The organism is Diplocloster hominis (assembly GCF_032380655.1).
GTDB lineage: Bacteria > Bacillota > Clostridia > Lachnospirales > Lachnospiraceae > Diplocloster > Diplocloster hominis.
In genome coordinates this window covers 1-13399 of the sequence record NZ_JAWDIY010000018.1, presented here as the reverse complement: position 1 = coordinate 13399, position 13399 = coordinate 1, and the positions used below count along the sequence as shown (strand labels likewise).

Sequence of the window (13399 nt, the reverse complement as noted above, 5' to 3'; positions counted from 1 at the left end):
GCTGCGGCGGAGTCTAAGGGAAAACGAGCAGGACAGAAGAAACCAACTTTTTGCTTCCACGCAAAAAATTAAGTGCCTCTGAACCGGGAATTTCTTCAGAAATTCCTGGTTCAGAGGCACGGTGTTTCTTCTGTCCCACTCGTTTTCCCTTAGCAGAATCTAAACCGGATAAGCCCCATTTTTCGTATCGGCCACAGTCACGTCCACTTTGGTCTGCTGCGCCTGACGATATTTGAAGAAGTCCACTGCTACCTGAGGGAACAGCGCATAGGTGAGGACATCCTCATCCTGCTGCTTCCAGGGTGCCACTTCTTTTTCTAACTTGTCTAACTCTGCCTCGATCAAATCTGCCGGACGGCAGGTAATCGGGGTCGCGTCTCCGATCACTTTTTTCTGGAGTTCTGCGTTGAAAGGTTTTGCGGTGGCGCCGTATTCGCCCGACAGCACGGCCTTTGTCTCTTTGGTTACCATCTTGTAGCGTTCTCCCATCAGCACGTTGAACACTGCCTGCGTTCCGACGATCTGGCTGGAAGGGGTCACAAGCGGCGGCTCGCCTAAGTCTTTTCTTACTCTCGGAACTTCTTCCAGAACCTGATAGTACTTGTCTTCCGCATGCTGTTCCTTTAACTGGGACATCAGGTTGGAGAGCATACCGCCTGGTACCTGGTATAATAAGGTTTTGATATTGACGCCTAATACCTTCGGGTTCATTAAGCCGCTGTCCAGAGCGCTGTCTCTCATCGGACGGAAATAATCGGCAATCTCAGCCAGTAAGGCCTGATCGTATCCGGTATCGTATTCAGTTCCACGGAAGGTCTCTACCATAACTTCGGTGGCCGGCTGGCTGGTTCCCAGTGCGAACGGGGACATAGCGCAGTCGATGATGTCACATCCGGCCTCGATGGCTTTTAGGTATGTCATGGAAGCTACACCGGAAGTATAATGCGTATGCAGATCGATCGGAATCTTGACCGCTTTTTTCAGGGTTTCTACCAGACGGGTAGCTTCATAGGGAACGAGCAGTCCTGCCATATCCTTGATACACAGGGAATCTGCACCCATTTCCTCTACCTGTTTTGCTTTCTCTGTCCAGTAATCCATCGTGTAGGCATCGCCCAGCGTATAGGATAATGCTACCTGCGCGTGACCGCCCTCTTTGTTGGTAGCGGTAACTGCTGTCTGCAGGTTGCGCAGATCGTTCATGCAATCGAAAATACGGATGATGTCAATTCCGTTTGCGATGGACTTCTGTACAAAATATTCTACCACATCGTCTGCGTAAGGACGGTATCCCAGGATATTTTGTCCGCGGAATAACATCTGTAATTTGGTATTTTTGAATCCGGCTCTTAATTTACGCAGTCTGTCCCACGGATCTTCTTTCAGGAAACGAAGGGATGCGTCAAAGGTTGCGCCACCCCAGCACTCTACTGCGTAGTAACCAACTTGATCCATTTTGTCAATTATCGGAAGCATTTCTTCCGTTTTCATTCTGGTCGCGATTAAGGATTGATGTGCATCACGCAAAACCGTTTCCACTATTTTTACAGGCCTTTTTTCTGCCATTCTTTTTTACCTCCTTCTTATATTTAAATTACACACCGAAGATTGCCATAAACACACCGGCTGCAACGGCCGTACCAATAACACCGGCCACATTGGGTCCCATCGCATGCATCAGCAGGAAGTTGGTGGGATCTGCCTCCGCCCCCACCTTCTGGGACACACGGGCTGCCATCGGAACTGCGGATACACCGGCAGAGCCGATCAGCGGGTTCACCTTGCCATGGGTCAGGTGACACATCAATTTACCGAACAGGACACCGGCCGCCGTGCCGAAGATAAATGCTACCAGACCTAATACCACGATAGCGATGGTGGTGGGGGTCAGGAAAGCCTGGGCACTGGTGGTCGCACCAACAGAGGTACCCAGCAGAATAACCACGATATACATCAGGGCATTGGATGCCGTCTCCGTCAGCTGACGTACTACTCCGGATTCCCGGAACAGGTTACCTAACATCAACATACCGATCAGCGGAGCGGTAGAAGGAAGGATAACACAAACAACGATGGTTACGATAATCGGGAACAGGATTTTTTCCAGCTTGGAAACCGGACGCAGCTGTTCCATCTTGATTTTCCGCTCTTTTTCCGTCGTCAGTAATTTCATGATCGGCGGCTGAATAATCGGAACCAGTGACATATAGGAATATGCCGCCACCGCAATCGGACCCAGGATCGCCGTCTGCCCCAGCTTACCGGCCAGGTAGATCGAAGTAGGGCCGTCAGCTCCTCCGATAATGGAGATCGCTGCCGCAGCCTTATCCCCGAATCCAAAAGCAATCGCTCCGAAATATGCGATAAAGATACCGAACTGTGCCGCGGCTCCCAGCAGGAAACTTCTGGGATTCGCAATCAAAGGGCCAAAGTCCGTCATCGCTCCTACGCCCAGGAAAATCAGCGGAGGAAGGATTCCCCATTCATCCAACAGATAGAAGTAATGGAGCAATCCACCGGCACCATTTGCAGATTCTTCAATCGTCATCATGATATCCGGATAAATATTAACCAGCAACATACCAAAGGAAATCGGAACCAACAGGAGCGGTTCGTATCCTTTTCGTATTGCCAGATACAGGAAAACACATGCAACCAGAATCATCACCACGTTTCCGATCGTTAAATTAAAAAACGCGGTCTGGTGTATGAGGTTTTCCATAGTCTCTAATACATAACTCATGATCTAACCTCCCATATTTTTATTGGGAATTCATACCTTATGAAGCAGCGAATGCTGCGCCCCTGCCCGAAGGGCATATATTAAGGGGTGCTGTAAAGCATACCTTATGAAGCAGCGAATGCTGCGACTCTGCCCGGAAGGGTAATCTTCTTTAAGCGTATGAATCCTAGTTGAGTGTTGCTAAAACGTCTCCGGACTCAATGGCGTCGCCTACTGCCACGTCGATACTGGCCACTGTTCCATCCTGAGGTGCCACAACTGGGATTTCCATTTTCATCGCTTCCAGAATAATCAGATTATCTCCGGATTTTACTGCCTGTCCCACTTTCGCTTCGACCGCATATACCTTGCCGGGTACGCTGGCTTTTACCTGAACGCTGCCAGCTCCTGCAGCCGGTTTTGCTGCGCTGGGAGCCGGAGCAGCTTTGGGAGCAGCTTTCGGAGCAGCCTTGGGAGCGCTTGCTGCTACAGGAGCACCTGCGCCTTCTTCTACGGTTACATCATATACGTTGCCATTTACGGTAATGGTATAATTTTTCATGGATAAATCCTCCTATCTTCAATTAGGCCTTCTGCCATTTTGTTCTTTTTTTGATTGATCTTACCACAAAGCCGTCCGCAGACGTACCTTCTGACGCTGCGATCGCCGCGCTGATGACTGCTACCAGTTCATAGTCATCCGCAAGTTCTTCTACAGGTTCTGCAAGGACTGGAGCCGCCGGTGCCGGTACTTCCTGAACAGCCGGTTTTTTGTTCATTTTCGCTTCCAGTTTATTGATATACTTAAATAAGGAAATCAGTAAGCTGATCAGGATCAGAATGACAAACACCGTGCCCATACCCATCAGGGTATTCAGGGCCGCCTTTCCCATTCGCTCTCCCATGCTGTAATTCACATCCACAGTGATCGAAGTTGGCTGCAGATCCTCATTGTAAGTAATGGTTAAGGTTCCCTCTCTCTTCTCAAACTGAGCGGTCAGGATAGCGCTTAACTGCTTTCCTTCCCGTTTCACTTCAAAGTCCTTTGCCTCTTTATAAGCGCCGAGCTCTCCTTTGACATCCAACCAGTTTTCTGCAGCAACGGATATCACTCCGTCCTCCTGGTCAATCAGGCTCTGCAAATAGCTGTCATCCGACTGGCTGAGACCCTGAATCAAGCTTTCGGAATTCGCTCGAAAATCCTCATCCCGATAGTCGTCAAAAGGGCTTTCTACTTTCTTTCCACAAGCGGTTAAGGAAAAGAGACAGGTCATGATACATATTGCTACAAGGAATTTTTTCATATCTTTCCACCTCTCCTAGACCGTGCCATGTTTTTTACTCGGACGATCCTCTCTTTTCGTAAACAGCATTTCAAAGGCACCGATTACATATTTTCTCGTATCCTGTGCATCGATAATGTTATCTACATATCCTCTCTTAGCCGCCGACAGCGCACTTGACTGAAGCGCAGCATATTCCGCTGTTTTCTCATTGATGATGTCCGCGCTTTCGCCGTCATACATGATTTTAGCCGCTAAGCCCGCATCCATCATACCGATCTGTGCCTGAGGCCATGCGAATACCAGGTCTGCCCCTATGGACTTGCTGTTCATCGCCACATAAGCGCTGCCGTAAGCTTCGCCAATGATCACATTTACTTTCGGTACCGTGGCGTTGGCGAATGCGTAGGTCATCTTCGCTGCCTCTCTGGCTATATTCTTTTCTGCGCACATGCTGGCTTTGAAACCTTTTACATTGGTCAGGGTCAGCACCGGGATATCAAAAGCATCGCAGAAGTTCACGAACTCCGCCGCTTTTCTGCAGCCTTTGACAGACAGAACATTGTCGAATTCCGCAGTTTTCTCTCCGTTTTCGTCATACATCTCTGTGCGGTTAGCCAAAGCGCCTACCGTCACACCGTTTAATTTGATGAATCCGGCCACCATGTTCTGTCCATAAGCTCTTTTTACTTCGAAGAACACACCGTCATCGGAAATATTGGAAAGTGCAATCGCCGTATCACCTGCCGCGTTTGCCAGATCTGCACATGTCCGGTTCAGATCATCCGTACACTCTTCATAGGACATATCATCCTCATTATTGGCAGGAAGCATACACACTAATTGTCTGATTTGTTCTAAAATGGAAGCAGCGTCTGCCACTACATCGACAAGTCCTGCTTCTTCACTCTGGAATTTAGCGGAAGCGCTGTCACACTTGGTCACATTGTTTCCGTCTATCGCGTTGGGACTGTTTACAAAGAGCTTCGCGTCTTTTTCCTCCATAAAGGTAAAATCCGTCAAACCGGGAACCAGTGCCAGACCGCCGCCGCAGGTACCGAAAACAGCTGTAATCTGAGGAATCACGCCGGAAGCCAGGGACTGTTTCAGATAGATCTCGCCAAAACCGTTTAATGCATCGGTAGCTTCCTGGAGCCGTAAGCCCGCGCAGTCTACCAGACCGATCACCGGAGCTCCCATTTTCATAGCATAATCGTACAAACCTGCAATCTTCTTCGCATGCATTTCGCCAATGGAACCGTTCATTACAGAGGCATCCTGGCTATACACATACACCAGATTCCCATCAATCACACCATAACCTGTTACGACCCCATCTGCGGGTGTTTCTTTTGCCGCTAAGTTAAAATCTGTGTTTCTTGCCGTAACATATCCACCGATTTCAACAAAACTGTTTGCGTCCAGAAGAGCGTCAATTCTCTGTCTTGCCGCATTTGTTGCATTGTTACTCATGTTTCACCCTCCATATTATTCTATAATTTATATCTGATCCGCCATTTTCAAAGCGGATAAGCCTACCATAATTTACATCCCGTAATATCATGCCCTACGGGCGGGCGCGCGGTGGCCGCCGCTCGATATAAATTCCGCCAGATCCTATAGTCATCTTATGAGAGGGCTGTCCTATCTTCAGAACAGCCCTCTGTTAGTTCTAATTAGTTTAATTCGTCTACTACCTTCTGAATTGCCTCTAAAGCATCAGCAGGAAGTTTATCGTAACCGTCTTTGAAGGTGTCTCTGGATTTTACAAACTCTAATCTATCGTTCATTCTGGCTTTTAACTGAGCAACATAATCTGCATCATTCATATCCGGTACGAAGCCTTCCCAGTCAAAGATCTCAATATCAGAGAAAGGTCCCCAGGGTTTGAAGTCCGCTTTGCCTTCTACGATCGCTTCCAGGATGCCAAGCGTATCGGCAGGCTTTACTTTCTTGCCCATGAAGTCGCCGGTGTTGACAATATAGCAGTCTACATTTTTCTCAGCAACTAATTTTTTGAATTTGTCAAAGTCATGGGACAACGGATAGGTCCGGAACGGGTTCGCGTAAGGAACCACAACCAGTGCGTTCGGATCCACGCCTTCAGCCAGTCTCTCCGCAGAGGATCTCTTGGTTGCAAGAGTCGCACCCATAACGGAGGCTAAGGAAGCACCTTTTAATTTAACAACCGGAGGAATCGTCGGGTCTTTCATGATCCAGATAATAGAGTTAACCGGAGCATCGATCTTGTCAACCCGGTTCGGAGACCACAGTTTGGACTTGATCGCACGTCCGTTGCCATTCCGGATATCCTCTGTGACGATTACAACTTTTCCGTCCTCATCCAGGGTCGCGGAATTGTTCATGACCGTTAACAGATATTTATTATCCTCGCAGTTGGTCGGATAATCCTGGGTCTTATCAAAGTAAGTAGGCTCCAGAGCTACGGACGCGCAGGTATCGGTGTTGATTACGAAAGCATCATCATGAAGCACCTGGATCTTATATTTTCCATCATGTTTTGCATGGGTAAGGGTAGATTTTCCGGATCCTGACAGACCGAACACGGAAGCAACATATTTGGAGCCGTCGGCCAGAGTGTATTCCTTCTGTCCGCCGTGGCAGGAAGCGTAACCGTTGCGGTTAGCGATCGCCCAAGCCATGGTCAGGGTCCCTTTTTTATGTTCACCGAAGTATCTCATACCAAGAATAGCGGCACAGTTCTGATCTGTATTGAAGTAGCACAGGCATTTCGGATCATATCCGGGTTTGTCGGTGCCGGGCCACTGGGGATTTGAGAAGATATAGATGTCAGGCTCTTTTCCGTCACCTACCGGTACGGAATCCTTATACATCTTTACATAATAGTCACTCAGATACTGGAAATTCAACAACCAGGAATACATGATATTCTCTTCGCCTTCCGGAATCAAAAGGTGGGCTTTTACCATGAATTCAGGATCCAGTCCTACATATGCCTCTGCATGATACATTTTTTTCCATCTGGTATCATATACAGCGTCCATGGTCATTTTATCTAATTCATCACAGTTCACATTGGGTTCGCCGGCGATTCTTCTCGCAGCAGCGTAACGGCCGGTAATGGAACCATCATTAAACAACAAAACCTTAGCGTCGGGCTCAAGACCGAATTCTTCGCCTCTGTAAACCGGCATGTCAGTAACTACGGTTCCAGGAGAATTCTTGGCCAGATTATAAGCCTCTTTTAAGGTGTTAACCTTAACCACATTGTTCCCATAGAAAGCAGCTTCGATGATGGATCTGGTTTTAGCAAAACCAACCTTGCCAGCGCCGATTTCGTTTCTGGGATAAAACGCTTTTGTTGACATATCTTGTCCTCCTTTAGTTCTATCTATCCGGCATCTTTTCATTCTTAACGGCCGGATTATGCAACTGCGATAAGATTCGCAATTTGGGTCTATTATCTCATTTCACAGTTTAAAAGTCAAGCTATTCCGCGGGGAAATTGTGAAATATTTGACAAGTAATTTCAGGGGGCTTTGGATATATGAGCGGGGGGAAAGGCCGGGTGAAGGGGCGGGAGGGGAGCGAAACGTCGGAGCCTTGCGGGGATGGGCGGAAAATCTCGCGGGGACAAATCGCTTCGGCCGGGCCTAAGAACAGGTAACTCCGATGGCGGGAGAACCTCTTATTGGCAGGGCCTGGAACAAACTCGCCAAAGGACGGCTCGAACAGTGTTCCAGGCCCTGCGAGGTTCTCCCGCCATCTGCGTAACCTGTTCTAAGGTCCGGCCTCAAGCGATTTGTCCCCGCGAGATTTTCCGCCCATCCCCGCAAGGCTCCGACGTTTCGCTCCCCTCCCTTGGTTAAATCAGACCGTTTTCCATGTACTGCAGTCTGCTTGTTTTTTTGTTTGGAATTGTAATAAAGGGGGGACCTGAAAGGTACCGGATATTGGCTGCTAAAAAATTGCTGCACTGCCTGATTACACAGGGCAGTGCAGCAGTTTTTGCTTTTTTAATTGTCTATTTAATTTTGCGAGGGGTACATTTAAGGCGTACATTTAATTAGGTGACTTCTTTTCGTGTGTTCGTACTTAAGCGGAACGTGTTATAGTCCGCCTGGTTCACGGCTTATGTAGATGCCGAGCTCAGGTTGTAGGATCGTTCCGTCATGGTAGACTTCCTGGCCGCGGAGGAATACGGTCTCTGGCTTGCCCAGGACCTCTATTCCCTCGTAGGGGGTGTAGTCTACGTTGTGGTGCTGGGCCGCGGCAGTGATGGGTTCCTGGCAGTCCTGCCAGATCACGATGTCAGCGTCGCTGCCGGGCGCGATGACTCCTTTTTGCGGGTAACAGCCGAATATTTTAGCGTTGTTGGCAGTCAGGATTTCACACATTTTTTCTTTGGTGATGCGTCCGGTTTTGACTCCGTAGGTGTAGATCAGTTCCGGTCGGTGCTCGATGCCGGGCAGGCCGTTGGGGATCTTGGAGAAGTCGTCGATTCCTAAGTCTTTTTGGCCGTGGAAGTTGTAGCTGCAGTGATCCGTGGCTACAGTTTGTATTTCTCCGTTTATGATGCCTTCCCAGAGGGCTTCCTGGTCTTCTTTTTTGCGGATCGGCGGGGAACACACGTATTTGGCTCCCTCGAATTCCGGCTGGCTGTACACACGGTCGTCCATGATCAGGTACTGGGGACAGGTCTCAACGTAGACGGTCTGGCCGTTGGCCCTGGCTTTCCGGATTTCTTCCAGTCCCAGTTTCGTGCTTAAGTGGACGATGTGGACGGGGCAGTCGGCTAATTTCGCTATATACAGGAGGCGGGATATGGCTTCGGCTTCCACTTCCGCAGGCCTGGATGCCGGATGTGCTGCGGGACTTGTGTTGCCCGCCGCCAGCTGTTCGGCCACCAGCTCATTGACCAGATCTCCATTTTCACAGTGAACGCCGACGATACCACCCAGTTCCTTCATGTCACACAGGAGCTCGTAGAGCTCACGATCATTGATCCGCAGATTGTCGTAGGCCAGATATACTTTAAAGGAGGATACTCCGATCCGGAACATATTAGACAGTTCCTGTCTGGTTTCCTCGTTCCAGTCTATGATGGCCATGTGAAATGCATAGTCACAGGAACACTTCTGCTCTGCTTTCGCCATCCACTGATAGAATGCCTCACCCATTAGATGGCCCTTATCCTGGGTCGCAAAATCTATCAGCAGGGTCGTGCCTCCCGCGATAGCCGCCCGTCCGCCGGATGCGAAGTCGTCTGCGGTCACTATCTTACCGTTATCCATGTCCATATGGGTATGGGCATCGATAAAGCCGGGAAATACTAATTTGCCTTGGGCATCATAGACCGTGTCGTCTGCGGTTACCGGCAGGTTCTCCCCCACCTGCGCGATTTTTTCCCCTTCCATTCGGATATCCTGTATGACACTCTGGGTTGGTGATACAACTGTACCGTTTTTGATTATGACTGCCATATTCTTATAACCTCCCTCTGAATGATTTATGTTGAATGCCTCTTACTCTACTCGATTTATCGTTTTGTTTCTTTTGGCACGGTCGGCTTCCTGGCTGTTGTCTGTTCCTTGGTGATCAGCCGGTGATTAACCGCTTCCCGGAACAGGCAGTAGAGAACAGAACAGAGCGGGACGAATACCAGCATACCGATAACGCCGAACATGCTGCCGCCGATCGTGACCGCCAGCAGTACCCAGATCCCGGGCAGCCCCACGGAAGTACCCACCACTTTCGGATAGATCAGATTTCCTTCGATCTGCTGAAGCACCAGGAAAAAAATGATGAAAATCAGGGCTTTGATCGGGCTTACAATCAAAATCAGGAACGCGCCTACCGCACATCCAATGAATGCGCCGAAAATGGGAATCAACGCTGTGAGGCCGACAAGGGCACCGATAACAAGCGGATAGGGCAGCTGTAAAAGGAGCATCCCCAGCCAGCACAGTGTTCCGAGAATTACCGCTTCCGTACATTGTCCGCTGACAAAATTACCGAAGATCCTGCTGGACAGGCTGCATACATAGAGAAATTGATCCGCTTTTTTCGTGTCGATAAACGCCCGGAGAAATTTGCGTATCTGTCCGCCCAATTTTTCTTTTGCTGCCAGAATATAGATGGCAAAGATAACCGCAAGGAAAAAATTGACGACTCCGTTTACTATGGAGGTGGTGACTCCTATAGTTGTATTCAGCACAGTGGTCGCTCCATCCTGCAGGAACGTGACCGCCGTACTGATCATCTTATCCCAGTCAATGGATATATTCTGGATGGTGCTGGCGGATATGTCAAAGTCTTCCGCAAGTTTTATGAGCCAGTTCTGTACATCGGTTACAAAGGCCGGGATGCTTCTGCTCAGTATGGTAAAGGTTCGAACCAGCTCCGGCAGCACCAGGAACATGACAAAAAATACAATCGCCAGTATAATGACCATAGCTAAAACCATGCAGACCGGACGGCAGATTTTATTCCATGGTTTTTTCCCCTTCAGGCCCGCAAAAACTCTTTCTTCCAAAAGACGCATGGGTATATTTAAAATAAAAGCTATGCAAAGTCCCAGCAGAAACGGCCAAAAAAGACCCAGGACCCAGCCAGCGGCCTCCGCCACAGCGCTCAGATTTTCCATTGCGACAAATAAAATGATTCCAAATGCAATAAATCCAAATATCTTTCGGGAATTTTTTTTGTTCAGGTCCATACGCAGACTTCTCCTCATCTTTTATGCGATCTTATAATTACTGCTATCATACTACAATCTATTTCTTTTCGCAAGAATAGCCGGATTACATTTATTTATTTCACTACAAGTCGGATTACATTTATTTCACTCAAACACACTTAATTGTTTAAATTTCACCTCTTTATTTCATTATAATTCTCTGCTTCATTTCTTTATAAGTCTCTGCTTCATTTCTTTATAATTCTCTGCCTCTTTTCTTTACAATTCTCTGCTTCATTTCTTTATAAGTCTCTGCCTCTTTTCTTTATAAGTCTCTGCTTCATTTACTTATAATTCTTAGCATCCTTTCTTTATATGCTCTGCAGTACTTTTTTATATTGACTTTAATTATTTGGCCGTAAATACAAATACTGCTGATCAATACATTCAACCCAATTATATCTTAATACAATGGGTGAATTATTGTTCAGCAGTATTGGACTTCATTTCGTTATTCATTCATTGTGATTGACGTTCATAATATTTCGCGCTCATGTGGGGATTTTCAGCATATCAATATTATGCATAAATCAAAATACCGGCCGAAGCCAATCTCTTTCTGAGTATTGTCCCCGCAACATAAGCGACTACAAGGGAAATCACGTCCTTGATCAGATAAGGGACAGACGCGATTAACAGTGCCTGACCTATGGATGTGGAAGTGATCATGGAAAACTGCAGCGCTCCGGCCAAATGACAGACAGCCAGTCCGCTCAGGCTTAAAAGGATTGCGAGGGGCTTATTTTTCTGTTTTCCTCCAAGCCCGCATAGTACAGCCATACCAAGGAAGCCAAAAATAAAACCGCCTGTCGGCCCCATGAGAATCTGAAACCCTGCTGTAAAATTTGCAAAGACAGGAACGCCTACTGCTCCCAGCAATACATATATTACCACCGCTCCCAGGCCTCGTTTCCATCCCAGCACATATCCTGCCAGCGCAATTGCAAATGTCTGAAGCGTGACCGGCACCTGTGACGGCATAGGAATGGATATTTGTGAAAGAACTGCTATCACAGCGGCAAATACGCCTACGGCAACGATCGATCTGGTTGATATCTTCTGTTTCATAATGATTTCCTCCATTTTATGTATCTTTTTGTTCAGCATAATGTTAACCAAATATTTTTTAGGTTGATTTTATTATATAGATTCGCCATCCAATTGTCAACCACTATTATTTTTAGTTAACTTTATTGCATAAGCAAAGCAGCGCTTATGATTTAACCCTGTCTGTCCAATACACCTCTGTACACTACACGTTTTTTCATTTCATAAGCACTGCCATACTAAAAGGTTCCATGAAACTTTACTTTTCGGTATTATTTACCTGCAGCTATCAATCTCATCATTATAAAAAATTATCTGAATATCATTACGTAAGTGGAACCATTATAGGTTCTCATACATAAACTTGCGCAGAGCTTCTTCGGCTTCCTTCTCATCCTCGCCTTCGACCTTTAACTTTATCTGTTGCCCCTGTTTTACACCCAGACTCATCACACCCATAATTCTTTTTACATCCACTTCTCTGTCGTTACAGCAGATCATTATTCTGCTTTTATATCCGGCTGCCAATTTAGCCAGCATGCCAGCAGGTCTGGCATGAATACCTAATTCATCTTTAACTGCATATACAAATTCTCTCATTGATTCCTCCAGCGCGGAATATGCGTAAATATTCTTGCTGATGATACTGTGTTACCTTCTCATCGCGTAAACATATACCACTCTTTTTCTTTCATATATTTTTCAGTATATCCAATTCTTTCTCTTTTATTGGCAGTATTCTCTTCCTCTTTTTAGGCAGTACTTTCTTTCTCTTTTTAAGCAGTACTTTCTTTCTCTTTTTAAGCAGGGCTTGACTATTTGATATTCTTAAGACAACTCCCCGTCTCTCATACTCCTGGTCGAACTCATTTAGATAGATATTTGCCAGCAATGGGGAAATATTTCCTCCCTGTGGCGAACCTTCCTCTGTTTCCGTGACTACTCCGTTTTCCATGACCCCACTCTTTAAGTATCTTTTAATCCATTGGATGACCCTTTCATCCTTTACCTTTCTTCGCAAGATATTCAGAAGCATCTCATGGTTCAGAGTATCAAAGTATTTCGACAAGTCCATTGCTACCGCATGGATGTATCCTTGTTCTGCATACTCTTTTACCTTTAGGATGGCGTCCTTTGCACTTCTTCCCGGTCGGTAGCCGTAGCTGCTGTCCGAGAACAATGGCTCAAAAATTGGCATGAGCCGCTGTGTAATGGCTTGTTGGAAAATACGGTCTTTTACTGTTGGAATGCCTAGCTTTCGCACTCCACCATCTGGCTTGGGAATCTCAACGCGTCTTACCGGGGCTGGGGTGTATTTTCCCTTCTTGATTCTCTCGATAAGTTCCTTTTGATTTTCCCTTAGGTATGCGCCCGCTTCTTCTACGCTCATTCCGTCGATTCCAGGCGCTCCCTTGTTTGCCTTTACTCTCTTAAAAGCTCTGTTAAGGTTATCCTTGTCCAGTATCTTCTCTAAAAGTTCCGGCTGTGCACTGTCTCTTTCCTTCCTTATCCGGCGGAAGGAACGGTGCGCCCTCACATACCCTTCACGTTCCGCGCTATCTCTTTGCAAGCGGCTGTCTCTGTTTTCTGTACCCAATGTTCTTTCCTCCTTTCCCGGTTGTACTT

General features: G+C 47.2%; 10 protein-coding genes and 1 pseudogene. All 11 read right to left on the bottom strand.

All coding sequences use genetic code 11. The features are described from left to right. Window positions 1–159: 159 nt before the first annotated feature. On the bottom strand, window positions 160–1566 hold the full coding sequence (locus ABC831_RS16350; RefSeq protein WP_343249169.1) for an oxaloacetate decarboxylase subunit alpha: 1407 nt from the start codon (window positions 1564–1566) through the stop codon (window positions 160–162). Between the two features lie 28 nt (window positions 1567–1594). Beyond that, window positions 1595–2743 carry a sodium ion-translocating decarboxylase subunit beta gene (locus tag ABC831_RS16345; RefSeq protein WP_343249168.1) on the bottom strand — a complete coding sequence of 383 codons (1149 nt, stop codon included), beginning with the start codon at window positions 2741–2743 and terminating at the stop codon, window positions 1595–1597. Window positions 2744–2909: 166 nt separating this feature from the next. Further along, complete coding sequence (locus ABC831_RS16340; RefSeq protein WP_343249167.1) at window positions 2910–3284, bottom strand: biotin/lipoyl-binding carrier protein; 375 nt, start codon at window positions 3282–3284, stop codon at window positions 2910–2912. A gap of 22 nt (window positions 3285–3306) precedes the next feature. Beyond that, complete coding sequence (locus ABC831_RS16335; protein ID WP_343249166.1) at window positions 3307–4026, bottom strand: OadG family transporter subunit; 720 nt, start codon at window positions 4024–4026, stop codon at window positions 3307–3309. A 15-nt stretch (window positions 4027–4041) separates the two neighbouring features. Continuing rightward, window positions 4042–5478: an acyl-CoA carboxylase subunit beta gene (locus ABC831_RS16330; protein WP_343249165.1), complete on the bottom strand. Its 1437-nt coding sequence runs from the start codon at window positions 5476–5478 to the stop codon at window positions 4042–4044. 203 nt (window positions 5479–5681) lie between these two features. Beyond that, on the bottom strand, window positions 5682–7355 hold the full coding sequence (locus ABC831_RS16325) for a phosphoenolpyruvate carboxykinase (ATP) (RefSeq protein WP_343249164.1): 1674 nt from the start codon (window positions 7353–7355) through the stop codon (window positions 5682–5684). Window positions 7356–8096: 741 nt separating this feature from the next. Further along, window positions 8097–9470 (bottom strand): dihydropyrimidinase, encoded by a 1374-nt coding sequence (gene hydA, locus ABC831_RS16320; protein WP_343249163.1) that lies wholly within the window; start codon window positions 9468–9470, stop codon window positions 8097–8099. Window positions 9471–9526: 56 nt separating this feature from the next. After that, the gene (locus ABC831_RS16315; RefSeq protein ID WP_343249162.1) at window positions 9527–10705 is read right to left on the bottom strand and encodes an AI-2E family transporter; all 1179 of its coding nucleotides are present in this window, start codon (window positions 10703–10705) and stop codon (window positions 9527–9529) included. Between the two features lie 540 nt (window positions 10706–11245). After that, entirely contained in the window at window positions 11246–11794 is a 549-nt protein-coding gene (locus ABC831_RS16310) for a biotin transporter BioY (RefSeq protein ID WP_343249161.1), read from the bottom strand. A gap of 321 nt (window positions 11795–12115) precedes the next feature. After that, complete coding sequence (locus ABC831_RS16305; protein WP_343249160.1) at window positions 12116–12373, bottom strand: HPr family phosphocarrier protein; 258 nt, start codon at window positions 12371–12373, stop codon at window positions 12116–12118. Between the two features lie 231 nt (window positions 12374–12604). Further along, a pseudogene (locus tag ABC831_RS16300) lies at window positions 12605–13370 on the bottom strand (reverse transcriptase domain-containing protein); the annotation flags it as partial. Window positions 13371–13399: the final 29 nt, after the last annotated feature.

Coding starts and splice junctions, on each gene's coding strand:
- ABC831_RS16350 (WP_343249169.1), bottom strand. CDS start 1,566: ATGGCAGAAAAAAGGCCTGTAAAAATAGTGGAAACGGTTTTGCGTGAT.
- ABC831_RS16345 (WP_343249168.1), bottom strand. CDS start 2,743: ATGAGTTATGTATTAGAGACTATGGAAAACCTCATACACCAGACCGCG.
- ABC831_RS16340 (WP_343249167.1), bottom strand. CDS start 3,284: ATGAAAAATTATACCATTACCGTAAATGGCAACGTATATGATGTAACC.
- ABC831_RS16335 (WP_343249166.1), bottom strand. CDS start 4,026: ATGAAAAAATTCCTTGTAGCAATATGTATCATGACCTGTCTCTTTTCC.
- ABC831_RS16330 (WP_343249165.1), bottom strand. CDS start 5,478: ATGAGTAACAATGCAACAAATGCGGCAAGACAGAGAATTGACGCTCTT.
- ABC831_RS16325 (WP_343249164.1), bottom strand. CDS start 7,355: ATGTCAACAAAAGCGTTTTATCCCAGAAACGAAATCGGCGCTGGCAAG.
- hydA (WP_343249163.1), bottom strand. CDS start 9,470: ATGGCAGTCATAATCAAAAACGGTACAGTTGTATCACCAACCCAGAGT.
- ABC831_RS16315 (WP_343249162.1), bottom strand. CDS start 10,705: ATGGACCTGAACAAAAAAAATTCCCGAAAGATATTTGGATTTATTGCA.
- ABC831_RS16310 (WP_343249161.1), bottom strand. CDS start 11,794: ATGAAACAGAAGATATCAACCAGATCGATCGTTGCCGTAGGCGTATTT.
- ABC831_RS16305 (WP_343249160.1), bottom strand. CDS start 12,373: ATGAGAGAATTTGTATATGCAGTTAAAGATGAATTAGGTATTCATGCC.